Raw genomic sequence first — 22,774 nt, 5'->3', positions numbered from 1 at the left:
TCGGCCGAGCCGCCGCCCAGGCCTCGTTCAGAGAATCCTGCACCGCAAGCGGTGCGGCTGTCCAGCCAAGCCGCTCTAGGCGTCGCGCCGGCTCATGTACTCGGCTGCCATCTCCTTCAGGCGGCCCCGGGTCGAGGCGTAGACGTCCGAGCGCGGCAGGTACCGCTTCGGAGCCTTCGCCACGAACGTGTAGTTGGGGTCACAGACGTTCGCCACCGGGCTCTCGGAGATCTGCGAGACGAGCTGGTAGGCGTCGAGCTTCTCGAACCCGAACTCCTCGGCGAGCCACATCACCAGGTCGCCGTGCGCGATCCGGAACGCGTCCTCGAGCGGGCGCGCCGAACCCGTCGACATGATGTAGTCGTCGTTCTCCAGGCGCGGCCATGGCGTCGCTCGGCTGGGGATCAGGTCCACGACGAGGACGGTGTTCATCGCGCCTTCCACGGCGACGCCGCAGGTCTCGCCCTCGCCCTGCCGGTAGTGACCGTCGCCGATCGAGAACAGGGCGCCTTCGACGTTGACGCCGAGGTAACACGTCGAGCCGGCGCACATCTCGGGCGTATCCATGTTGCCGCCGTGCGCGTCGGGGACCAGCGACGAACGCGCCTCGCCCCCTGCCGGCGCGACGCCGACGGTCCCGTGCATCGGCTCGAGGGGAAGATCAATGGTCTGGTCGCCGTTCCGCGCTTCGTACCGAACCGTGCCGCGTGAACGGTCGACCTCGTAGCGCCACACGATCTCCGGAAGGGCGTCCTGCAAGGTCACCGTTCGAAGGGTCGACGTGAGCGAGCCGAACAGCGGGAACGTCGTCGACACCGCCCAGTCCCGCGCGGGTTCGAGCGACACGAAGTGCAACGCGAGCGTGTCGCCTGGTTCGGCGCCCTCGACGTGGAACGGTCCAGTCTGAGGGTTGAATGCGGTGATCTTGTCCGAAGGCATGTCATCGACGGTCTCGATCAGGCCGCCGAAGCAGTCGTCGGTCCACAGCTCCAAGACGTCGCCGGGCTTGACCTTCATCACGGGTGCGGCGCCGCCGAAGGTCCACGCGTACTCGGCGCGCTCGGGGCGATACGTGACGACGTTCAGGTCGGTCATCGCCTGTCCTCCTTCGCGGCCTGGTAAGGCTCGGCGATCCTATCCCTGTGTGTTCGTACGCACGACGTCGGTGAAGCGCGCGAAGATCTCCCGTCCCCGTTCCTCGTGCCGCTCGATGTGGCGTTCGGCCTCCGCCCGGATCTCATCGGCCGACTTGCCCCACGTGGACTTGAGGTCCATCGCGGCGTCCGCCGACTCGATCCACCAGGCGAGCTCCCACGCCTCGACCTCGAGGTGGAATTGCACGCCCCACGCGGTCTCGCCGACGCGAAATGCCTGAACCGGGATGCGGTCTCCGGTGATGAGCAGCGTTGCACCCTCCGGGAGGGCATACGTGTCCTCGTGCCACTGCATCACTCGTTCCTCCGGTTCGAGGAACGAGAGGAGCGCGTCCTCCTTCGCGTCGGATGTGAGCCGCACCGGCTCGAACCCGACCTCCTTGACTGGGCCCTTCACGACCTCGGTCCCGAGCGCTCGGGCAAGGATCTGCGATCCAAGACAGATGCCGAGGTACGGCACGCCGCGGTCGATGGCCTCGCGCGTGTACTGCCGCACCGCGCCGAGCTGCGGGTACTGGTCGACCTGGTCGACGTTGACGGTTCCCCCGAACGTGATGACGCCGGCGACGTCGTCGAGCGGAGGCAGTTCGACAGTCGGGTCGGTCAGGTTCGCCGTGACGAGGTCCATGCCCGCGCGGGCGAGCGCGCCGGGAGCCACGCCGAAGGTCTCGAACCCGTCATTGCGGACGAGCAGGATCGGCGTCACGCCGTAACCGTACCGCCGACAGTCGTCAGCCGCGCTCGAAGTACCTGGCGAGCTCCCAATCCGTCACCGTCGTGTTGTCGAAGATGACCTGCTCCTGGACGGCGGTGTTCAACAGGTGCTCGAACACGAACGTGCCGAACGCCTTCTGCGCCACCTGGCTGTCGCGGAAGGTCTCGATCGCCTCGTGCAGCGAGAACGGCACGCGCGGCACATCCTTCGCCTCGTACGCGTTGCCCCGGAAGATCGCCGGTGGCTCGATCTTGTTCTCGATGCCCCACAGTCCGGCGGCGATCGTCGCCGCGAACGCGAGGTAGGGGTTCGCGTCGGCGCCGGGTATGCGCGACTCGACGCGCGAGCCCTTGTGTTCCCCGACCGTTCGGAATCCGCACGTGCGGTTGTCACGGCTCCACACGATGGCTGTCGGTGCCCACGACCCGAGCTGGTAGCGCTTGTAGGAGTTCACGAACGGCGCGTACATCCACGCCATCTCTCGGGCGCACGCCATGAGGCCGCCGAGGTACCACCTGTACGTGTCGCTCATGTGGTGCTCGCCGTTCTCGTCCCACATGAGGCTCTCGGAGCCGTCGGCGTTCCACACGCTCGAGTGCAGGTGACAGCTCGAACCCGCCTCGGCCATCGTCCACTTGGCCATGAACGTGGCGGCGACGCCGTTGATCTCGGCGATCTCCTTCACGCCGTGCTTGTAGAGCGCGTGGTGGTCGGCGTTCGACAGCGCGTCGGAGAACGTGATGTTGATCTCGTGCTGGCCCCGGCCGAACTCACCCTTGCTGAACTCCACGGGGATGCCGGCGCCCAACATGCCGTTGCGGATCTGACGGATGACCCACTCGTCGCGAGTGGTTTGGAGCATGTGGTAGTCCATGATGTACGGAGAGGAGGGACGCAGACCGCGGTACCCGCGTTCCGCTAGCTCTCGAAATCCGTCTTGGAACAGGTAGAACTCGAGCTCGGATCCAGTCTTGATCGTGTAGCCGGCCGCGGCGGCGCGCTCGATCTGCCGCTTCAGGATCTGCCGAGGCGACACCTCGACCGGCTCGCGCGTCTCCTCGTCCGCGATGTCGCAGATCACCATGACCGTCTTATCGAGCCAGGGGCACCACCGGAGCGTCGACAGGTCCGGGATCATTCGGAAGTCGCCGTAGCCCGTCTCCCAGCTCGCGTACTGGTAGCCGGGGAGCGGCTCCATCTCCATGTCGATGGCCAGCAGGTACAGGCAGGCGTGGAGCCCTTCCTCGCCGAGGATCTCCTCCAGGAAGAAGTGGGGCACGACGCGCTTGCCCATGAACCGCCCTTGGAGGTCGGTGAACATGCACAGGACCGTGTCGACTTGGCCCAGCTCGGCAAGCTCCTCGAGTTGCTTGGCGTCGAGCGTTCCGGTGTTCGCTGTCACGTTCGCCTCCGCGGATCGGGATCGCGGCTATGAGAGAACGGTGCGCTCGGGCTGTCAAACGGACGGCGGGCCCGCGTTCGCGGGCCCGCCGTCCGAATCGATCCGTTCGCTCGAGCGCTCAGTTCGGGACCTGTCGAGGCGTCTCCTCGCGTGCGCCTCGCAGAATCTCCTCTTGTGCTGCCTCCGATGTCTCGTATGACTTCTGCGGAACCCCGCGTTCTCCCTTCGTCAGCGCGAACTCCTCCTCGGGCGACAGCACCAGGCGGTGGCGTCCGGCGATGGCGAAGTAGAGCACGCCGAGGACGTAGTAGATGGCCACCCCGTACAGGCCGGGACGGTAGTCGTCGTTCGTGAACATCGTCACGAGGGAGACCAGCGCGATGATGCCTGCCACGGCTGCGCCCGGAACCCCCCACTTGCTGCGGTACGGCCGGTCGATGTTCGGCAGGTTCCGTCTCAGCATGATGAACGAGAGGCACTGCAGCGCGTACGAGATGACGGCACCGAAGACCGCCATGTAGAGCAACGCCGCGACGATCTGCGCCGCGTAGTCGCCCTCCTGACGCCCGAGGTACCAGACGATGAGCGCCACGAGGTATCCAACGACGGCTCCGGCGATCAGCGCCACGTGCGGGGTCTGCCTCACGCCGTGCGTGACCGAGAGGAACTTCGGGAAGTACCCGGCGCGCGACAGCGAGAACGTGTTCCGGCCGTAGGCGTAGATGATCGTGAAGAAGCTCGCGATGAGACCGATCAGTCCGAACAGCGCGAGCAGCTCCGCGGCGAAGCCCTCGCCGAAGATGCCGATGAAACCGTCGAAGAGAGGGGTTCCGGAGATGCCGATGGCGCCGGCGCCGCCGCCGACCCCGCTGTTCAGCAGGAGGATGAGCGCGCCCGTCAGGACCAGCGTGTGCATCCCCCAGATCGTTCCCTTGGGGACGTCACGCCGAGGGTCCATCGATTCCTCGGCCGCGAGCGGGATCTCCTCGATTGCGAGGTAGAACCAGATGGCGAACGGCAAGGCCTTGAAGATCCCGCCGATGCCGTACGGGAGGAACGGCCCGCCGCCTTCCGCGAGTAGCTGGTTGGTCGTTTCGGGGGTCGCTGCCCAGTCCTTGGGAATGTTGAACCAGAGGTTCGTGTCGAAGTCTCCGCTGACCAGTGCCGCGACGTAGAAGATGGCCAGGACCGCGAGCGCCAGGACGGTGATCGCGATTGTGAACCGCATCGTCGCCTCGATGCCGATGATGTTGATCCCGACGAAGATGACGTAGAAGATCGCCCACCAGACGGGCTCGCTGTTCCACCATGGGTCGCCGGCGACGTCGAAGATCGACACGACGAGGGACTGCATAAGCAAACCCATCGCGCCGACGACGACCGCCGGTGTGATCACGTACTCCATGTTCTCGGCCAGACCGGTCAGGAACCCGCCCCACGGGCCCATCGCCGACCGCGCGAACGAATACGCGCCGCCCGTATGTGGCAGGGCCGGCGACATCTCGGCGATGCTGTAACAGAGGCCGTAGTACATGACGGCGATGAGAACCGTCGCGATGACCAGGCCCCCGAAGCCCGCGGTCGACAGGCCGAAGTTCCAGCCGTAGAAGTCGCCGGAGATGACGGCGCCGACACCGAGCGCCCAGAGCGCCCAGACGCCGGCATGGCGCCTGAGGCCCCGTTGCTTGAAGTACTCCTCGTCGACCTCCCGGTAGGTAACCGAGCCCACCTTGCGTTCAGCCACGTGCCACCCCTCCTTTGGCGACGTAGGACGTTCGCGGCCGTATTGAGCCTCGAACGGGCGATTCATGTCAAACAGACGTGCGCGCGACTTGGCGGCCTCGCTGGTGCGACTGCGTACCGCGTCGCCGCTTGACGCTCGCGCTTGTCCGACAAATACTGCTGCCGGGGAGGGGCAGCGTGACCGAACGATCGAGATCGAAGACCGTTTCGGCTCGCGGCAACATCGTTTCCCGCATCAGCGACGTTCCTCCGGGCAGCCAGCTGCCGCCGGAGCCCGAACTGGCAGCCGAGCTCGGGGTCTCCAGGTCGACACTTCGTGAGGCGCTCCGCTCTCTCGAGGACGAAGGACTAGTCCGGAGAACGCGCGGCGCTGGCACGTTCGTCGCCGAGCGTCCGCGCATGGCGAACAACCTCGATGCGAACTTCGGCGTGACCGACGCAATCAGTTCATCGGGGATGGTGCCGGGAACGGTGAACGCGACCGCGCGGATCGAGGCCGCCTCGGCAGACGAGGCAGAACGTCTCGAGCTGCAGCCGGGCGAGGACGTCGTCGTGCTGGATCGAACGCGAACTGCGGACGGGCGCCCGGTCGTGCTCTCGCGGGACATATTCCCGCTCCGGCTCGCGCGCAGCGACGAGTCGGTCGTGGAGCGATTGGACAGCGTCTCGATCTACGAGGCCCTCGAGCACGACCTCGGGATCGTCGTCCACCACGGGTTCGCGACGTTCCAGCCGACGCAAGCGGACGGGCACGTCGCGTCGAGGCTCGACGTCCCCCGCGGGACGCTTCTCCTGTACATCCGTCAGGTCGATTACGAGGCCTCCGGCCGGGCGGTGCTCTCGTCGCACGAGCACCACCTGGCCGAGGTGTTCGAGTTCTCCGTGGTCCGACGTGGGCCCGGAAGGAGGTATTCGTGACGGCTCACGTTGGGAAGACGATCCGCCTGAAGCGCGTCATCGATCCGACCGGCGTCTCGATCATCTGCGCGCTCGATCACGGGATGACGTCGCCAACGTTCCTCGAACCGCTCGCCGACATCGCGTCGCGAACGGCCGAGGCGGTGATGGGCGGCGCGAACGTGATCATGATGAGCAAGGGCATGATCCGAGTCGCGGAGCCGGCGTTCGCGCCGACGACTTCGCTCGCGTTGTTGCTATCGGCGTCGGGGAGTCCCGACGGGGACCGGCCGCAGATCGTTCAGATCGCCGAGGTCGAAGAGGCGCTCGTGTTGGGCGCCGACGCCGTCGTCCTGTTCACCGCGCTCGGAGGCGACACCGAGCCCGGCATGATCGAGATCTTGGCGGGAGTAGGTCGAGAGTGTGCCGCGCTCGGCATGCCGTTCATCGCCGAGGCGGAGTTCCCCACCACGTACGCAACGGTCGAAGTGCTCAAACAGCAGTACGGGTTCGAGTACCTGCGTCGGAACGTGCGGTTGTGCGCGGAGCTCGGCGCCGACATCGTCAAGACGAACTGGCCCGGAGAGGCCGACTCGTTCGGCAGGCTGGTCGAGGCGGCCAATGGGATCCCCGTCGTGCTCGCCGGCGGCTCGCGTTTGGAGGACAAGGAGCTCTTGTGGCGGATGCAGGTCGCCATTGAAGCCGGAGCGATCGGCTGCTCGGTGGGACGGAACATCTTCATGCACGAGTCGCCAGAGGCGATCACGCGGGCGCTCTCGCGGGTCATCCGCGAACGGTGGAGCGCCGACAAGGCGCACGACGCCCTCGTGGGGGAGCTGAGCACTGGGGTCGCCTCGTGAGGGCGGCGTTCATGACCGATGTGAACGCCGTCGAGGTCCGTGACGTCGAGGAGCCCAAGCCCGACCCGGCCGGCGCGGTCTTGAAGGTCGAGGCATGCGGCATCTGCGGAACCGATGCGCGAACCTTCTTCAACGGCGATCCCCGGGCGCCCGTCCCGTGGCAGCTCGGGCACGAGCCGGTAGGGGTACTCGAGGAGGTCGGTCCGGACGCGGACCTGCCGCCCGACGTCCGGCGCGGCGACCGCGTGTTCCTGGGCTCGATCCTCACGTGCGGTGAGTGCCGCTGGTGCGTCGACGGGTTCCACAACCTGTGCGAGCGGCACCTGCTCTACGGCTACGATCCTTTTCCGGGCGCGTACGCGGAGTGGGCGCTCGTTCCGCCGATCGCGACCAAGAACCTCATCCCTCTGCCGGACGAGCTGCCGTCCGATCTCGCGACGGTCGCCGATCCGTTCGCCTGCGCGCTGAACGGCGTCGAGATGCTCGACGTTCGTCTCGGCGACGTCGTCGTGATCCTGGGGACCGGTCCGATCGGGTGTTGGCAGGCGGTGATGTGCAGGGACCGAGGCGCGAGCACGATCTACATGACCGACGTGAACAAGGACCGTCTCGACGTGGCGCTCGGGGTGGTCGGTCGGTTCGTCGACGACGCATGGGTCACCGGTGAGGACGACGACGGCGTCCAGCAGGTCGTGTCACGAACCGATGGTCGCGGCGCCGACCGTGTGAGCGTCGCCGCGCCGTCGAAGCAGGCCCAGCAGGCGGCGCTGGAGATGGCTGCCAAGCGCGCTCGCGTCGTGTACTTCGCCGGGCTGCCGAAGCACGACCCCGTCAGTCCGCTGGACATGAACCAGCTGCACTACAAGGAGCTGGCGATCCTCGGCGCGTATGGGGCGACCCATCGCCAGTACCGAATCACGATGGACTACCTGAACAGGCGGAAGGACGATCTCGCGCCGGTCGTAACGCACCGGTTCCCGCTCGAGCGGATCGGGGAGGCGTTCGCGACGATCCGGGATGGGACCGGATTGAAGATGGTGATCGTCCCGTGAGCCCGCCGTATGTGATCGGGTGTGACGTTGGGTCGCAGGGCACGAACGTCGCCCTGTACTCCGCCGACGGGGAGCTCGTCGCGTCGTCGTATCAGTCCTATGACCCGTCGTTTCCGTTTCCTGGCGCGGCGGAACAGGACGCCGACGCCTGGCCGCACGCCGTCGCGGCCGGCGTCCGCGAGGTTCTGTCTGTGGTTCCCGAGGGCCCGTCCGCGGTCAAGGGCATCTCGTTCGGCTCCCAGCTGGACGGCATGGTCGTGTGCGACGAGGCCGGCCGCGCGCTCCGTCCCGCGATGATCTGGATGGACAGGCGAGCCGAAGCCCAGGCGGCGCGCGTCGCGGAGCACATCTCTCGCGAGGACTTCTACCGATCCGTCGGCGCGAACCTCGACTCCTCGCACGCGGTGTTCAAGGCCCTGTGGGTGCGAGACGAGGAGCCGGAGATCTGGGCGAAGGCTTCGTGGTTGATGTCGCCGGGGACGTTCGTTCTCCGCGAGGTCGCCGGGCCGATCGCCGTGGACTACTCGAACGCGTCGTCACTCGCGCTGCTCGACCCCCGCTCGCGGAAATGGTCGTCAGAGGTGCTTGCGGCGGTCGACGTGCCGGAATCGATGTTGCCGGAGCTCGGCGGCGGCACCGACCCGATCGGTCACGTGACCGCCGCGTTCGCCGAGGCGTCGGGACTCGATCCGTCGACGCTCGTGGCGATCGGGTGCGGCGACGAGATGGCCGCGACGCTGGGCGCCGGTGTCTTCGCCCCCGGCGAGGTGTGCGACGTCGTGGGCACGGCCGAACCGGTATGCGCGGCGTCCGCCGAACCGCGCGAGGATCCGACGATGCTCGTCGAGTGTCATCCGCACGCCGACCCCGATGCGTGGCTGCTCGAGAATCCGGGGTTCGTATCCGGAGGGAACCTCCGGTGGTGGCGAGACCAGTTCGCGCCGATCGAGCGCGGCGCGGAGGCCGAGGGACTGGGCGACGCGTACGACCTACTGTCGCACCAGGCGGAACGGATCGAGCCGGGCGCGGAGGGCCTGGTGTTCCTGCCGGCGATGCAGGGCGCGATGGCGCCGGAGTGGAACGGCTCGGCCCGCGGCGTCTTCTACGGCCTGACGCTCGCGCACACGCGCGCGCACATGACACGCGCCGTGCTCGAGGGAAGCGCGTTCGGTCTCCGCGACATCCTGGAGGCGATGACCGCTGCGGGGCTGGACGTCCGGCGACTGACGATCGTCGGCGGCGGGGCGAAGGGACCGCTGTGGCGGCAGATCAAGGCCGACGTCACCGGTCTCCCCGTCCGCGTGCCGGTCAACGTCGAGACCACCGCAACGGGCGCGGCGATCCTTGCGGCCGTCGCATCGGGCGTTCACGGTTCGGTGGCCGGCGCGGTCGAGGCGTTCGTGGCGTTCCAGCCCGACGAGCACGAGCCGGACGCCGAGCGGCGCGCAGCCTACGACGACGCGTACCGCCGGTACCGCGACGTGTACTCCGCGCTCAAGCCCGTCTTCGGCACCTGAGGCCGCTCAGTTGCGACTGGGTCTCGTTCGACGCCTGGACACGACCGACGCCAGGGCGAGCACCAAGACGCCGAGCGCTACGGCCGTCACGAGCCCAACCGAGGCAGCGAGCCATCCCGTCAGGATCCCGCCGACCGCCAGGGCGACGGCGGATCGCCTCGTGAGACGCAGGCCGAACGGCCAGGCGGAAACGAGGATGGCCACGACTGGCAAGACCAGCGGCCACCAGTCGTACGAGGACGAACCCGGCCGGGACCAGCCCGGCACGCCGAAGCCGATGACCTCCATCACGGGAGGGTAATCGGCATCTTCCGACCGGCGGTTCAGTCCTCCGGAGTCACGTACGCCGCGGTGATCCCGCCGTCGACGACGAGCGACGCACCGGTCATGTAGGACGAGTCGTCGCTCGCGAGGAACAGCGCGGCTTTGGCGAGCTCCTCGGCCTGCCCGAGCCGTCCCATTGGGATGTGGACGAACCGTCGCTGGCGGCGGGTCGGATCGCTCAACAGCTCCGCGAGCAGCGGCGTGTCGATGGGTCCGGGACATAGCGCGTTGCACCTGATGCCGCGTCGCGCGTACTCGACGGCTATCTCTCGCGTCATCGAGAGCACGGCGCCCTTCGACGCCGTGTACGCGGTCTGCGAGGTCGCCGCTCCCATCCACGCGACGAACGAGGCGACGTTGATGATCGACCCGCCGCCCGACTCGACCATCGCCGGGATTCCGAACTTGCAGCCGAAAGCGACGCCCTTGACGTTGATCGCCAACGTTCGATCCCATATCGACTCATCCGTCGAATCGACCGATCCGTCGTCGGCGAGCATCACGCCCGCGTTGTTGTACAGGACGTGCAAGGCACCGAACCGCTCGATCGCGGCCTCGACCATCGAGCGGGCGTCAGCTTCCCGGGAGACGTCGGCGTGGACGTACGCGGCCTCCCCGCCCGCCTCGGCGATCTCCCTGGCGACCGTTTCACCCGCTTCGTCGGCGACGTCGGTGAGGACGACGCGAGCGCCCTCCGCCGCGAACAGCGTGGACGCGACCATCCCCATCCCGCTCGCGCCGCCGGTGATCAGGGCGACCTTGCCGTCGAGACGTCCCATGCGGCGCGAGCATACGGGCGCACGAGCGCTACCGAGCGTGCCGAACGCTGCCATCGCGTCGTGCCTATCATCGTGACCTCGGTAGAGGAGGCATACGTATGGCGACCGAACTTCTCGTCCTGGCAGGTGAGCGGAAGGAAGCAGCGGACGGTTCGACGTTCGAGGTGATCGAGCCCGGTACGGGCGGACCGATGGTCGACGTCGCCGAGGCCGGCGCCGAGGATGCGAAGCGTGCCGTGGACATCGCCGTTCGAGCCTTCGAGGAGGGTGCGTGGCGCAGGATGAGCGCGACCGAACGCGGTCGGGTGCTCCTGCGAGCCTCGGCGCTGTTCCGCGAGCGGCTCGAGACCTTTGCGGCGGCCGAGAGCCGGAACGCCGGCAAGCCGATCAACGCTGCCCGCGGCGAGATGGGGATCGTGGCGAACACGTTGGAGTACTGGGGCGGCGCGGCGAACAAGATCTTCGGCGAGACGATCCCCGTCCAAGACCCCGGCCTCGACGTGTCGCTGCGCGAACCAGTCGGTGTGTGCGCGCTCATCACGCCGTGGAACTTCCCGCTCGTCATCGCGACGTGGAAGATCGCGCCGTCGCTCGCGTGCGGGAACGCCATTATCGTCAAGCCCGCGACCTACACGCCGCTCACGGTTCTCATGCTGGCGGATCTGCTGGTCGAGGCCGGTCTGCCACCCGAGACGATGAGCGTTCTGCCGGGACCGGGAAAGACGGCCGGCACGGCACTCGTGACGGATCCCCGAATCAACAAGGTCGGGTTCACGGGCTCGACAGCGGTCGGCGCCGAGATCATGCGGCAGGCGGCCGACAACATCACGCGCGTGTCGCTCGAGCTCGGCGGGAAGTCCGCGAACGTGGTGTTCGCCGACGCCGACATGGACCTGTGCGTCGAGAAGTCGATGTGGTCGATCTTCGACAACACCGGTCAGGACTGCACGTCACGCTCCCGCATGTTCGTCGAGCGACCGGTGTACGACGAGTTCATCGAGCGTTTCGCCAAGCGCACGGCCGAGCTGCACGTCGGGCGGCCCGAGGACGAGACGACCGATCTCGGCCCCATGATCTCCGCCAGTCAGCGCCAGACGTCTCTCGACTACATCAACATCGGTATCGACGAAGGTGCGCGGCTCGTCACGGGCGGCGACGTTCCGCCCGAGCCGCCGAACGGGTTCTACATCAGGCCGGCGATCCTCGCGGACGTCGACAACTCGTGGCGCGTCGCGCGCGAGGAGATCTTCGGGCCGGTGGTGTGCGTCATGCCCTTCGACACCGAGGAGGACGCGATCCGGCTCGCCAACGACACGCTCTACGGGCTCTCCGGCTCGATCTGGACGCGCGACCTCGGACGCGCGATCAGAGTGGCGAAGGGCATCCGCACCGGCGTGCTCTCGGTGAACACCGCGCACAGCGTGCACACCGAGGCGCCGTTCGGCGGATACAAGCAGAGCGGGATCGGGCGCGAGATGGGGATGCACGCGGTCAACCTCTACACCGAGGTGAAGAACGTGTTCTTCTCCGAGCTGTAGAGCTCCGCCGAGCGCGTGCTGACGCCGCGCCTCCGTTGGTAGGCTCGACGCATCCCATGGAACTCCCCGAAGAGCTTGCATCACGTCCGCCTCGAAAAGCCGGCTCGGACCCGACGGCGACGCTGACGCTCGACGCCTACCAGCGGCTGAGAGTTGAGCTCGACGAGCTCACCTCGTCCGGCCGAGCGCACATCGCCGAGCGCCTCAAGGAGGCGCGGGAACACGGCGACATCCGCGAGAACGCCGAGTACGACGCCGCCAAGAACGAGCAGGCGTTGATGGAATCGCGTATCCGCACGCTCGAACGCATGCTCCGCGACCCCGAGATCGTCGAGGCACCTCCCGCATCCGAGGTGGTCACGCCCGGCATGCTCGTCACGCTCCGTCCGCTCGACGACGACGATCCCGAGGACGAGACCTACCTCCTTGCGGAGTCCGCGGAGGAGCGCGCGAACGGCGTTCGGACCATCACGACCACCTCACCGCTCGGCAGCGCGATCCTCGGAGCTCGCCTGGAGGAGAAGGTCGCGTACGAGGCTCCCGGAGGCACGTTCCACTACGTCGTCATGCGGCTCGAGCCGCGCGCGTAGGAACTCGCGATCCATCGCGGAGTAGCCTCACCGAAGTGACGGATCGAGGCGGCGGCTCCCATCGCGTTCGGGGCATGCGAAGGCGCGAAGAAGCGAGCGCGGATGAGCGAGCGTTGGCCCCCCGAGTCAAGGACATGCCGGCGCCGCGGAGCGCTACCGGCCTTGCCGCGAAACCGATGCGGTGGGTGTTCACCTGGCCGTATCGAGTCGCGCTCGCCGGCGTATACCGCGCGGGGTTCAAGCCGTGGCAGTTGACGCTCCTTGCACTGGCGACGAACGTGTGGGTCGGTGTGCTGCTCCTCCGCGGCGACCGGCTGGTCCCCGGTTTGCTGCTCATCCCGGCCGGACTGTTCGACATCCTCGACGGCGCGGTCGCGCGCCTCCGCCACGAGGACAGCCGCCTCGGCGCGTTCCTCGATTCGGTCCTCGATCGCGTCTCGGACCTGATCCTGTTCGGGTGCCTGTACTGGTCGCTCGCCGGTCAGGGAGATACCGTCGAAGCGGCGCTCGCGCTGGCGACACTGGTGATCGCTCTCTTCGTCAGCCACATCCGTGCCGAGGCCGAGGCCGCGGGCGTCACGCTTTCAGAAGGCTACTTCCAGCGACTCGAGCGCTACATCGCGATGATGATCGGTCTCCCCGTCCCCGGTGCGCTGCTTCCGGCGCTGGCCGTCCTCACCGTGCTCGGGGGCGTGACCGTCCTGCAGCGAGGGTGGGCGGCACTGGCGCGAACCGAGGCCGGAGGTTGAACGCGCACGCGGTGGCTCGAGCCGAGGACGCATCGTGGAAGATGCAGACCGACCACGCCCGGATGGTGAGGTAAAAACGGCGGAGCAGCACTATCAACGGGTCGCGTCGCTCGCGGAGGTCCCCGAGGGCGAGCTGCGCGCGTTCGACCTCACGCTTGGACGCGTCGCCGTGGTCCACGTCGAGCAGGAGATCTTCGCGCTTGCCGACGAGTGCCCGCACGATCTCGGCTCGCTCTCCGAAGGTGAGCTCGACGCGAACGAGGACGCGGTGGTCTGCCCGGGCGACGGAAGCGCGTTCGACCTTCATACCGGCGAACCGCTCGATGGACCCGCGCTCGATCCGGTGACCGTGTTCGCGGTTCGGGTGCACGATGAGTGGATCGAGATCGGACCGCCGGCGGACGTTCCGGTCTGAGGAACGCTTCACGAAGCAGGAGGACGAGATGCGCACCGAGTTGCTCCCGCAGGCCGTGGTGATCTTCGGCGCCTCGGGCGATCTCACCAAGCGGAAGCTCTTGCCGGCCTTCTATCACCTCTTCCTCATTGACCGACTCCCCACGCGGTGGGCGATCGTCGGGTCGGCTCGAACCGAGATGTCCGACGAGCAGTTCGTTGAGCAGGCGCGGGAACACATCGCGGAGTTCTCGAAGCAGGGCGTGGACGGCGCCCGATGGACGGAATTCGCGAGTCACCTCTCGTATTGCCCGCTCGGCTTCTCCGACCCGATGGCGATGAAGCCGCTCGTCGAGCACCTCGAGCGTGTCGACGAGCGACACGGCACCGGCGGTGGGCGGTTTTTCTACTGCGCGACGCCCCCCTCGGCATACCCCGACATCATCCACAGGATCGGCGAGGTCGGTCTGCACCAGAACGCGAAGATCGTGTTCGAGAAGCCGTTCGGCCGAGACCTCGAGAGTGCGAGCGAGCTGAACGCCACGATCCACGAGGTCTTCGACGAGTCGCAGGTCTTCCGCATCGACCACTACCTGGGCAAGGAGACGGTGCAGAACATCCTGATGTTCCGGTTCGCCAACGGGATGTTCGAACCGATCTGGAACCGCAGGTACATCGATCACGTACAGATCACGGTGGCCGAGAAGATCGGGATCGAGGGCCGGGGCGCGTTCTACGAAGAGACCGGGAACATCCGCGACATGATGTCGACACACCTGTTTCAAACGATGACGTTCGTCGCGATGGAGCCGCCGGTCTCGTTCGACCCGGAACGCCTGCGCGACGAGACGGTGAAGGCGCTCCGCTCCACGCGAGTCTGCGACCCGTCGAAGGTAGTCCGAGGGCAGTACCGGGGGTATCGGAAAGAGCCCGACGTCGCGCCGGATTCGACGGTCGAGACGTTCTCGGCGATGGAGCTCGACATCGAGAACTGGAGGTGGGCGGGCGTGCCCTTCTTCCTCCGAACGGGAAAGGCGCTCAAGGACAAGGTGAGCGAGATCACGCTGAAGTTCCGCCGCGTTCCGTTCGACGTGCTCAAGGGATCAGGCTTCGAGCTCGGCAAGCGGGACCACCTGACCATCCGAATCCAGCCGAACGAGGGGATCACCATCGCGTTCAACGCGAAGAAGCCTGGGCCCGAGATGGAGCTCGGCCGAGTGACGATGGAGTTCGACTATGCGGAGGACTTCGCGCAGCAAGAGATCCTCGACGCGTACGAGCTGCTGCTCCTGGAGGCGATGGAGGGTGATCACTCCCTATTCATCCGCGAGGACGCCGTCGAGCGCGCATGGGAGATCCTCCAGCCGGTCATGGAGAAGCCGCCCCCCATCGTCCACTACGCGAAGGGGACATGGGGACCGCCCGAGGCCGAGCAGCTGATCGCTCCGCGCACGTGGCACCTCACGGGCCAGCGCGACGCCGCGGACAACATGACCGGGATGTTCCGGATCCCCAACGTCGCTCGTTGAGTAGCGGTGTCCGGCATCGGTCGCTAGGCTTCGCGTTCCCCAGCGAGGAGGCTCTCCCGTGACCGATCGCACCCGTTTCGACCTACCGCCTAACCTCATCCCGGCTGCGTGGCAGAACCTGTTGCCGGTGATGGCCCGTGCGGGCATCCAACTCCTCCCCCCGCTGCATCCCGGGACCAAGCAACCGGTCACGCCCGACCTGCTTGCGCCGCTGTTCCCCGAGCAACTGATCCTGCAGGAGGTCTCGAGCGACGAGTGGATCGACATCCCCGGCGAGGTGATCGACGTCTACCGGCTGTGGCGACCCTCGCCGCTTCATCGGGCGACGCGGCTCGAGCGCGCGCTCGACACGCCGGCGCACATCTATTTCAAGTACGAGGGCGTGTCGCCCGCGGGGTCGCACAAGCCGAACACCGCCGTGGCGCAGGCCTTCTACAACAAGCAAGCCGGGGCGAAGCGGCTGGCCACCGAGACCGGCGCCGGGCAATGGGGGTCTTCGCTGGCGATGGCGTGTTCGTTCTTCGATCTCGACTGCCTGGTGTTCATGGTGAAGGCGTCATACGAGCAGAAGCCGTACCGCCGGATCTTCATCGAGACGTTCGGCGGAGAGGTTCGCCCCTCGCCGACGTCGACGACCCAGACAGGGAAGAAGATCCTCGAGGAGAACCCCGACTCGACCGGCTCGCTCGGGATCGCCATCAGCGAGGCGATCGAGGTCGCCGCGACGAACCACGACACGAACTACTCGATCGGCTCGTGCCTGAACCACGTCCTGCTCCACCAGACCGTCGTCGGGCTCGAGGCCAAGGAGCAGATGGAGATGACGGGCGAGGTTCCCGACGTCGTCGTCGGTTGCGTCGGCGGCGGTTCTAACTACGGGGGCCTCGCGTACCCGTTCATGGCCGATCGCCTGAGAGGCGACCGGCCGAACATGCGCTTCCTGGCGACGGAGCCGACGGCCTGCCCGACGCTTACCAGAGGACGGTTCGCGTACGACTTCGGCGACACCGGGCAGATGACGCCGCTTCTTCCGATGTACACGCTCGGTCACGACTTCGTCCCCGCGCCGGTTCACGCGGGCGGACTCCGGTATCACGGCGACTCGCCGTCCCTCTCGCTGCTCGTTCGCGAGGGGCACATGGAGGCGCGGGCCTACTCGCAGAACGAGGTGTTCGACGCGGCGGTGCAGTTCGCCAAGGCGCAGGGGATCGTGCCGGCGCCGGAGTCGGCGCACGCAATCCGGGGAGCCATCGACGAGGCGGTGGCGGCGCGCGAGGCGGGTGCGTCGCGCGTGATCCTCATCGGGCTATCGGGCCATGGGCACTTCGACATGCAGGCGTACGACGACTACCTGAACGCGCGACTGCCGGAGGTCGAGTTCGATCCGGCGCAGGAGGAGGCGGCGCTGGCGCGCCTGCCGGAGGTGCCGATCGGCTGAGCCACGTCGAGATCCGTCCGTTCGTCGCGGCCGAGCTCGACGTGATCTGCCAGGACCTCCGCGAGCGACCGAGGCCTCCACGAACGACGGATCCGCTCCCAGGAACGCGGGACATTCCGCTACTTCGGCGCGTGGCTCGGCGGCACCGCGGTCGGGCACGTGGGGTTGGCGTTCCCCGACGACCGGAGGATCGACTCATTGCTGGAGTGGCGGGGTCGAGCGCACGTGGAGGACCTCTGGGTCATGCCGCGCAGCCGCCGCCTCGGCATCGGTCTCGCGCTGATGCTCCAGGTGGAGGCGGCGGGGCGGGCTGCCGACCTTCGGGGATCGCGCTCGACACGGGAACGGGCCCCGGTTACGCCGCGGCCAGGCGGCTGTACCGTCGCCTCGGTTACGTCGAGCGGCCCGAGCCGTACATCATCTCCGCGGCCCCGCCGCCCGACGCCGATCCCGCGAGCTGGTGCGACGTGGTCACGATGTGGACGAAGGAGCTGTGACCTCGTCGAGGCGACGTCGCAGGTACGACGTCTCCGTCTCGTTCGTCGCGAGTTCCAGCGCTCGTCGGTAGGCGCTCGCGGCTTCGTCGAAACGCCCGAGTCGGCGGAGCAGGTCCGCGCGAGCGGAGTGGAAGTGGAGGTATCCGTCGAGCTCCGACGCGAGCGTCTCGACGAGCGGCAGACCGAGATCGGGTCCGTCTGCCATCGCCACGGCCACGGCGTGGTTCAGGTCGACGACGGGGCTCGGGGACTGGGCACGGAGCGCCACGTACAGTGCGACGATCTGCGGCCAATCGGTGTCCTCGGCTCGAGGCGCGCGAGCGTGGAGCGCAGCGATCGCCGCCTGCAACTGATACGGGCCCGCTCGACGTCGCGCGAGCGCCTCGTCGAGCAGTTCAAGGCCCTCGTCGATCATGTCGTGATCCCACCTCGCGCGGTCCTGCTCCTCGAGCACGACGAGCTCGGCGTCACCCGAGACACGCGCTTCGCGCCTTGAGTGCTGGAGCAGCATCAGGGCGAGCAGCCCTTCGATCTCGGGCTCGCGCGGCATCAACGCGCGAAGGACGCGGCCGAGTCGGATGGCCTCGTCGCAGAGCGCTGTGCGCACGAGCGTGCCGGTCGTCGCGGAATACCCCTCGTTGAACACGAGGTAGACGACGGCGAGCACGCTCGGAAGACGTTCGGGCAGGAGCGATGGTGGCGGAACGCGGTACGGGATTCCGGCCGCTCGGATCTTCCGCTTGGCGCGGACGATCCGCTGCGCCATCGCCGTCTCGGCGACGAGGAACGCGCGGGCGATCTCGCCGGTCGACAGCCCGCCCAGCGTCTTCAACGTCAGCGCGACGCGCGCGTCGAGCGGGAGCGACGGATGACAGCACGTGAAGATCAAACGAAGTCGGTCGTCCGGGATGCCGCTCACGTCCGTCTCGTCGCCGGCCAGCGCCTCGAGCTCGGCGAGCCGCGCGATCGCGACGTTCTTCTCGCGAAGCGTTCGCTCTCGTCTGATTCGGTCGATGGCACGGTTGCGGGCGGTCGTCGTGATCCACGCGCCCGGCGTCGCCGGCACCCCGCGAGAGGGCCATGTCCTGAGCGCCTCGGCGAACGCCTCCTGGACGGCGTCCTCGGCGAGATCGAAGTCACCGAGGATCCTGATCAGGGTCGCGACGGCCCGTCCCTGCTCCTCGCGGAACAGGCGCTCGACGACCCCGCGCGCGTGCGTCGCGACGACGGCTAGTCGAACTCCTGGATCGGTCGTACCTCGACCGAGCCGCCGGTGGGGATGTTCGGCATCTTCGACGCCGCTTCGATCGCGTCGTCGAGGTTCGGCGCGTCGATCAGGTAGTACCCGCCGAGCTGCTCCTTCGTCTCGGCGAAGGGCCCGTCGGTCGTCATGACCTTGCCGTTCTGCTCACGGACCGTCGTCGCATCCGACGTGGGCTCGAGCGCCTCTCCGCCGAGATGCCAGCCGTTCTGCTTCAACCAATCCGTGTAGTCCCCCCATCGCTTCATCTCCCCCTGGAGGGCCTCGGGCGTCGGTGTCATGTCACCCCACGCCGACTCGTCGCCGTAGATCAGCAGCAGATACCGCATCCGTGCCTCCTTCTCGTTGGACTTCCCCGATCCCGTGGTCAGCCTAGCGACGAGCGCAAGGACCCAATTTCGACAGCCGGTCCGAGATTCTCCTCGCTCAGATCCTGAACTCGAGCGACGCCGGGGCCAGGCCGAACGCCTCGACCGCCGCGCGGATCGCGGCGCGGCCGAGATAGAGATAGCCGTTGGGCGTGAAGTGGAAGCCGTCGCCAGCGCGCATCTCCTGTAGCACTCCGCGTTCGTTCCGAAGGTACGCGGCGTAGCCGCCATCGCGCGTCTCGAGAAGTCGCCACGAGTCGACGTACGCCGCGAGCGGATCGGCAGCGGCCGTGTCCGCGTAGACGTCGTTCAGGCGGCGGTAGAAATCCCATCGGTCCCGCTCTGCCACCACCGGGATGCCTACCCAGACGACGCGCGTGCCCGCCGAGGTCGCCTCGCGAAGGAACGCCGCCGCCCGCTCGCGGTACGCGTACGTCCAGTCGGTGGTGCCGAGATCGACCGTTCCCTCGCTCGTGACGATGGGCTGGTCGTCGTTCGTACCAAGAAGGACGAACACGACGTCCGGCCGGACCTCGTCGACGATCCTTCGCAGGGCCCCCTGCCAGTTGAAGTAATCGGGACGCGCAAGTCCGGTGGAGATCCTTCCCAGCGACAGCACACGGGCGCTCGACGGGTCGAACAGCTCCGCGAGAGCCGGAGCGAGACCTTGGGAGAGCGAGTCGCCGACCACGACGACGCGGAGACGATCGCGTTCGGTGGGGATCCTGATGTCGGAAGGGAGGGCTACGTCGACCGGAGGGCTCGGCCGGCGCCGCCCGCCTTCCGTCGGCCTCGAGGTCGTGGGAGACCTGGGCTGCGTCGTCGTTGGGGTCGGCGTCTCGTTGGACAAGCCCGGTTGCAGGCGGAAATCCGGCGTCTCGAGTTCGGGGATGACCAGCTCGCCGCCCGGTGGTCCGTTCGGGTCGTGGCCGAGCGCTCGCATCGCGCCCTCCGCCGCGTCGCCGACGGCGAGCACGTCCGAGATCACGGCGACCGGCCGGAGGATGGCCAGGGCGGCGTCGCGCCGTGCCCCTGGTGGCGCGGTGTGTGCGGTTCTCTCCAGCGTCGGAGCAAACGCCATCGCCCACAGCGCCAGGCAGACGGCGAGCGTCACGCCGGCCTGCATCGGAGTCACCCGTCGGCCGCGGTCGGCGTCCTCGCGCGGGGCCCGGTCCGGGTCCCGGTCCGGGTCCACGAGTGTGGCGAGTTCGGGAGGGAGCTCTTCGGCCGCCATGTCAGAACCGGAAGTAGATGAACGGCGCGACGCCGTTCGGCCCCAACGTTGTGATGGCGAACAGCACGACCGCCAGTGCCGCACCTTGCATCACCGGCGCGAGCCGCGAGAACGTCCGCAGCACCACCGGCGCCGGCGTCCGCGGGACGTTCTGGAGCAGCAACATGCCCGCGATCGCCGCGACGACGAGCGGCGTGACGAGCGTCGACGGCTCGGCCCACCCGGTCACCAAGCGATCGAGAACGTCGAACGCGCGCTCGATCGAACCCGCGCGGAAGAACACCCAACCCAGGCAGATCAGGTGGAACGTAACGACGCGGGCTCGAAGCACGGCGGTCACCGATGCCGGGTCCAACGGCAACCCCAGTCGTTCGCGGCGGCGTCGCCGCCACCGACCAACGACCTGTCCGATCCCGTGCAGGCCACCCCACGCGACGAACGTCCAACCCGCCCCGTGCCACAGCCCGCCGAGCAGCATCGTGATCATCACGTTGATCGCGGTCCGGACCTCGCCGCGCTTGCTGCCGCCGAGCGGGACGTAAAGGTAGTCGCGCAGCCATCTCGAGAGAGTGATGTGCCAGCGCTGCCAGAAGTCGCGGAGCGAGACGGCCGCGTACGGCCGGTCGAAGTTCACCGGGAACTCGAACCCCAGCAGCAGCGCCACGCCGATCGCGATGTCGGTGTAGCCGCTGAAGTCGGTGTAGATCACGATCGCGTAGCCGTAGATCGCGACCAGCGTCTCGAGCGCCGAGTGGGCGCCCGGTGCGCCGAACACGGGATCGACGATCTGCGCGGCCAGGAAGCTCGACACGACGACCTTCTTGAACAACCCGCCGAGGATCAGGAAGGCAGCGCGTGAGACGTCGATCCTCTCCGGATCGCGACGCCTGCGGATCTGTGGCAACAGCTCCTCTCCGCGGACGATCGGACCGGCGACGAGATGCGGGAAGAATGAGAGGTACACGAACGCGTCGAGCCAGGACGCCGGTGTGATCTCCAGTCGCGACACGTCCACGACATAGCTGATCGCCATGAACGTGTAGAAGGAGATCCCGACCGGAAGAACGAACTGCAGCAGTGGGAGCGGCGGCGACAGACCGATCCTCTCGAACGCGTTGGCCAGGCTCAACGCGAAGAATCCGTAGTACTTGAACCAGGCGAGCGGGAGGAGCAATGCCAGCGAAGCGACGACCGCCCGGCGCGTGCGCGAGGCCTGTTCCTCCTGGCGCTCGACCCACAGCGCGCCGAGCTGCGCGATCGCGCTCACCGCCACGAGCAGCCACACGAGCCGCCAGTCCCACCACGCGTAGAACACGTAGCTCGCGACGAGGAGGAACCACTTCCGACCCCGGGGGTACGGATTCAGCACCCAGTGCATCGCGAAGGCGATCGCGAAGAAGATGGCGAAATCCGTGGTGGGGAAGAGCATCAATTGTCCTTTAACGGTCCGTTCGATGTGGGGCCATCGATCAGACCGCCCAAGGGCGGCCATGGGTTTCTCGTTGCGGCTAGGCTAGCCGAACGACATGGCGCGGTCGATCGATCCGCTGGACTTCTTGGACATCGAGCGCCTGCTTTCGGACGAGGAACGCGCGATCCAAGACGCCGTCCGCCAGTTCGTCAGCGAACGGATCGTCCCGGACGTCGGCGAGTGGTTCGAGCGCGGCGAGTTCCCTCGAGACGTCGCGAACGGACTCGCCCAGCTCGGCCTCCTGGGGATGCATCTCGAGGGCTACGGCCTTCCGGGGACGAGCGCGGTCTCGTACGGGCTCGCCTGCATGGAGCTCGAGTACGGCGATTCGGGGTTCCGATCGTTCGTCTCGGTGCAGGGATCGTTGTGCATGTTCCCCATCCGCGCCTTCGCCAGCGAGGAGCAGAAGGAGCGCTGGCTGCCGCCGATGTCTCGAGGTGAAGTCATCGGTTGCTTCGGCCTAACCGAACCGGACTTCGGTTCCGACCCGAGCGGGATGCGCACGAGCGCCAAACGCGACGGCGACGAGTGGGTCCTGAACGGCACGAAGACGTGGATCACGAACGGCGGCATCGCCGACCTCGCGGTCATCTGGGCGAAGACGGACGACGGCATCCGGGGGTTTCTGGTGCCGACGGATACGGCCGGCTTCTCCGCCAAGGACATCCACCGCAAGCTGTCGCTCCGCGCGTCGGTCACGTCAGAGTTGACGCTCGACGACGTCCACGTTCCCCAAGACGCGGTGCTGCCCGGCGTCACCGGCATGAAGGGACCGCTGTCGTGTCTCACCGAAGCGCGGTACGGGATCATCTGGGGCGCGATGGGCGCCGCGCGCGCGTGCTTCCAGAGCGCGCTCGAATACGCCACCACGCGCGTACAGTGGGGAAGTCCCATCGGCGCGTTCCAGTTGACGCAGCGCAAGCTCGCCGACATGGCCGTCGAGCTCAACAAGGGCACGCTCCTTGCGGTTCATCTCGGCCGCATGAAGGACGAGGGTCGACTGCTCCCGCAGCAGGTGAGCATGGGCAAGCTGAACAACGTGCGTGAGGCGCTGGCGATTGCACGCGAAGCGCGCGGGATCCTCGGCGCGAGCGGCATCACGCTCGAGTACCCCGTGATCCGTCACATGAACAACCTCGAATCGGTCCTCACCTACGAGGGCACGAACGAGATCCACACGCTGATCGTCGGCGAGGCGCTCACCGGCCTTCGCGCGTACGAGTAGAGGGCCGTTCGGTAGCCTTTCGCCCGCCGCGCGCCCTT

General features: G+C 67.5%; 21 protein-coding genes. 11 read left to right on the top strand and 10 right to left on the bottom strand.

Annotation, left to right across the window (positions count from 1 at the left end):
- Positions 1 to 75: 75 nt before the first annotated feature.
- The 4 genes from VFA08_04970 to VFA08_04955 form a co-directional block, all read right to left on the bottom strand.
- On the bottom strand, positions 76 to 1,095 hold the full coding sequence (locus VFA08_04970) for an acetamidase/formamidase family protein (GenBank protein ID HYZ12942.1): 1,020 nt from the start codon (positions 1,093 to 1,095) through the stop codon (positions 76 to 78).
- A 39-nt stretch (positions 1,096 to 1,134) separates the two neighbouring features.
- Positions 1,135 to 1,860 (bottom strand): type 1 glutamine amidotransferase, encoded by a 726-nt coding sequence (locus tag VFA08_04965; GenBank protein HYZ12941.1) that lies wholly within the window; start codon positions 1,858 to 1,860, stop codon positions 1,135 to 1,137.
- 25 nt (positions 1,861 to 1,885) lie between these two features.
- Positions 1,886 to 3,271: a glutamine synthetase family protein gene (locus tag VFA08_04960; GenBank protein ID HYZ12940.1), complete on the bottom strand. Its 1,386-nt coding sequence runs from the start codon at positions 3,269 to 3,271 to the stop codon at positions 1,886 to 1,888.
- Between the two features lie 118 nt (positions 3,272 to 3,389).
- A complete protein-coding gene (locus VFA08_04955; GenBank protein HYZ12939.1) occupies positions 3,390 to 5,015 on the bottom strand; it encodes an amino acid permease in 1,626 nt (541 codons plus the stop codon).
- Positions 5,016 to 5,191: 176 nt separating this feature from the next.
- On the opposite strand from VFA08_04955, the gene VFA08_04950 reads away from it, so the two are divergent.
- From VFA08_04950 to VFA08_04935, 4 genes are read left to right on the top strand one after another with little or no spacing between them, the layout of a single operon-like run.
- Entirely contained in the window at positions 5,192 to 5,932 is a 741-nt protein-coding gene (locus tag VFA08_04950) for a GntR family transcriptional regulator (protein HYZ12938.1), read from the top strand.
- Complete coding sequence (locus VFA08_04945; protein ID HYZ12937.1) at positions 5,929 to 6,771, top strand: hypothetical protein; 843 nt, start codon at positions 5,929 to 5,931, stop codon at positions 6,769 to 6,771. The genes VFA08_04950 and VFA08_04945 overlap by 4 nt, the downstream gene beginning before the upstream one ends.
- Entirely contained in the window at positions 6,768 to 7,823 is a 1,056-nt protein-coding gene (locus VFA08_04940; GenBank protein ID HYZ12936.1) for an alcohol dehydrogenase catalytic domain-containing protein, read from the top strand. The genes VFA08_04945 and VFA08_04940 overlap by 4 nt, the downstream gene beginning before the upstream one ends.
- A complete protein-coding gene (locus VFA08_04935) occupies positions 7,820 to 9,340 on the top strand; it encodes an FGGY family carbohydrate kinase (GenBank protein ID HYZ12935.1) in 1,521 nt (506 codons plus the stop codon). Before VFA08_04940 ends, VFA08_04935 begins: the two co-directional genes overlap by 4 nt.
- A gap of 6 nt (positions 9,341 to 9,346) precedes the next feature.
- Here the strand turns inward: VFA08_04935 and VFA08_04930 are convergent, their stop codons facing one another.
- Together VFA08_04930 and VFA08_04925 are read right to left on the bottom strand one after the other, a co-directional pair.
- Positions 9,347 to 9,628 carry a hypothetical protein gene (locus VFA08_04930; GenBank protein HYZ12934.1) on the bottom strand — a complete coding sequence of 94 codons (282 nt, stop codon included), beginning with the start codon at positions 9,626 to 9,628 and terminating at the stop codon, positions 9,347 to 9,349.
- A gap of 35 nt (positions 9,629 to 9,663) precedes the next feature.
- Positions 9,664 to 10,443, bottom strand: a complete 780-nt coding sequence (locus VFA08_04925) for a glucose 1-dehydrogenase (GenBank protein ID HYZ12933.1) — start codon at positions 10,441 to 10,443, stop codon at positions 9,664 to 9,666.
- A 98-nt stretch (positions 10,444 to 10,541) separates the two neighbouring features.
- Here VFA08_04925 and VFA08_04920 point away from each other — a divergent pair, with 98 nt between their 5' ends.
- The 6 genes from VFA08_04920 to VFA08_04895 all read left to right on the top strand — a co-directional run bounded on the left by VFA08_04920 (position 10,542) and on the right by VFA08_04895 (position 16,680).
- Positions 10,542 to 11,981, top strand: coding sequence for an aldehyde dehydrogenase family protein (locus VFA08_04920; protein HYZ12932.1), 1,440 nt, complete (start codon positions 10,542 to 10,544; stop codon positions 11,979 to 11,981).
- 56 nt (positions 11,982 to 12,037) lie between these two features.
- On the top strand, positions 12,038 to 12,571 hold the full coding sequence (gene greA / locus VFA08_04915; protein ID HYZ12931.1) for a transcription elongation factor GreA: 534 nt from the start codon (positions 12,038 to 12,040) through the stop codon (positions 12,569 to 12,571).
- A 113-nt stretch (positions 12,572 to 12,684) separates the two neighbouring features.
- Positions 12,685 to 13,320: a CDP-alcohol phosphatidyltransferase family protein gene (locus VFA08_04910; GenBank protein ID HYZ12930.1), complete on the top strand. Its 636-nt coding sequence runs from the start codon at positions 12,685 to 12,687 to the stop codon at positions 13,318 to 13,320.
- Positions 13,321 to 13,354: 34 nt separating this feature from the next.
- Positions 13,355 to 13,735 (top strand): Rieske 2Fe-2S domain-containing protein, encoded by a 381-nt coding sequence (locus tag VFA08_04905; protein HYZ12929.1) that lies wholly within the window; start codon positions 13,355 to 13,357, stop codon positions 13,733 to 13,735.
- Positions 13,736 to 13,763: 28 nt separating this feature from the next.
- Entirely contained in the window at positions 13,764 to 15,242 is a 1,479-nt protein-coding gene (gene zwf, locus VFA08_04900) for a glucose-6-phosphate dehydrogenase (GenBank protein ID HYZ12928.1), read from the top strand.
- Between the two features lie 58 nt (positions 15,243 to 15,300).
- On the top strand, positions 15,301 to 16,680 hold the full coding sequence (locus VFA08_04895; GenBank protein HYZ12927.1) for a TrpB-like pyridoxal phosphate-dependent enzyme: 1,380 nt from the start codon (positions 15,301 to 15,303) through the stop codon (positions 16,678 to 16,680).
- A 471-nt stretch (positions 16,681 to 17,151) separates the two neighbouring features.
- Here the strand turns inward: VFA08_04895 and VFA08_04890 are convergent, their stop codons facing one another.
- The 4 genes from VFA08_04890 to VFA08_04875 all read right to left on the bottom strand — a co-directional run bounded on the left by VFA08_04890 (position 17,152) and on the right by VFA08_04875 (position 21,469).
- On the bottom strand, positions 17,152 to 18,369 hold the full coding sequence (locus VFA08_04890; protein ID HYZ12926.1) for an RNA polymerase sigma factor: 1,218 nt from the start codon (positions 18,367 to 18,369) through the stop codon (positions 17,152 to 17,154).
- A 38-nt stretch (positions 18,370 to 18,407) separates the two neighbouring features.
- Entirely contained in the window at positions 18,408 to 18,767 is a 360-nt protein-coding gene (locus VFA08_04885; GenBank protein HYZ12925.1) for a YciI family protein, read from the bottom strand.
- Between the two features lie 97 nt (positions 18,768 to 18,864).
- Positions 18,865 to 20,001, bottom strand: coding sequence for a DUF459 domain-containing protein (locus VFA08_04880; protein HYZ12924.1), 1,137 nt, complete (start codon positions 19,999 to 20,001; stop codon positions 18,865 to 18,867).
- A 40-nt stretch (positions 20,002 to 20,041) separates the two neighbouring features.
- A complete protein-coding gene (locus VFA08_04875; GenBank protein HYZ12923.1) occupies positions 20,042 to 21,469 on the bottom strand; it encodes an MBOAT family O-acyltransferase in 1,428 nt (475 codons plus the stop codon).
- A gap of 97 nt (positions 21,470 to 21,566) precedes the next feature.
- Here VFA08_04875 and VFA08_04870 point away from each other — a divergent pair, with 97 nt between their 5' ends.
- Positions 21,567 to 22,736, top strand: coding sequence for an acyl-CoA dehydrogenase family protein (locus tag VFA08_04870; protein ID HYZ12922.1), 1,170 nt, complete (start codon positions 21,567 to 21,569; stop codon positions 22,734 to 22,736).
- The last annotated feature ends 38 nt before the right edge of the window (positions 22,737 to 22,774 follow it).

The sequence above is a fragment of the Actinomycetota bacterium genome, assembly GCA_035640355.1.
In the GTDB taxonomy this organism is placed as follows: domain Bacteria; phylum Actinomycetota; class UBA4738; order UBA4738; family HRBIN12; genus CALGFI01.
The sequence above is the reverse complement of the archived record's forward strand: the minus strand, read 5'-3'. Positions and strand labels throughout refer to the sequence as shown.

Coding starts and splice junctions, on each gene's coding strand:
- VFA08_04875 (HYZ12923.1), bottom strand. CDS start 21,469: ATGCTCTTCCCCACCACGGATTTCGCCATCTTCTTCGCGATCGCCTTC.
- VFA08_04920 (HYZ12932.1), top strand. CDS start 10,542: ATGGCGACCGAACTTCTCGTCCTGGCAGGTGAGCGGAAGGAAGCAGCG.
- zwf (HYZ12928.1), top strand. CDS start 13,764: ATGCGCACCGAGTTGCTCCCGCAGGCCGTGGTGATCTTCGGCGCCTCG.
- VFA08_04970 (HYZ12942.1), bottom strand. CDS start 1,095: ATGACCGACCTGAACGTCGTCACGTATCGCCCCGAGCGCGCCGAGTAC.
- VFA08_04885 (HYZ12925.1), bottom strand. CDS start 18,767: ATGCGGTATCTGCTGCTGATCTACGGCGACGAGTCGGCGTGGGGTGAC.
- greA (HYZ12931.1), top strand. CDS start 12,038: ATGGAACTCCCCGAAGAGCTTGCATCACGTCCGCCTCGAAAAGCCGGC.
- VFA08_04870 (HYZ12922.1), top strand. CDS start 21,567: ATGGCGCGGTCGATCGATCCGCTGGACTTCTTGGACATCGAGCGCCTG.
- VFA08_04930 (HYZ12934.1), bottom strand. CDS start 9,628: ATGGAGGTCATCGGCTTCGGCGTGCCGGGCTGGTCCCGGCCGGGTTCG.
- VFA08_04925 (HYZ12933.1), bottom strand. CDS start 10,443: ATGGGACGTCTCGACGGCAAGGTCGCCCTGATCACCGGCGGCGCGAGC.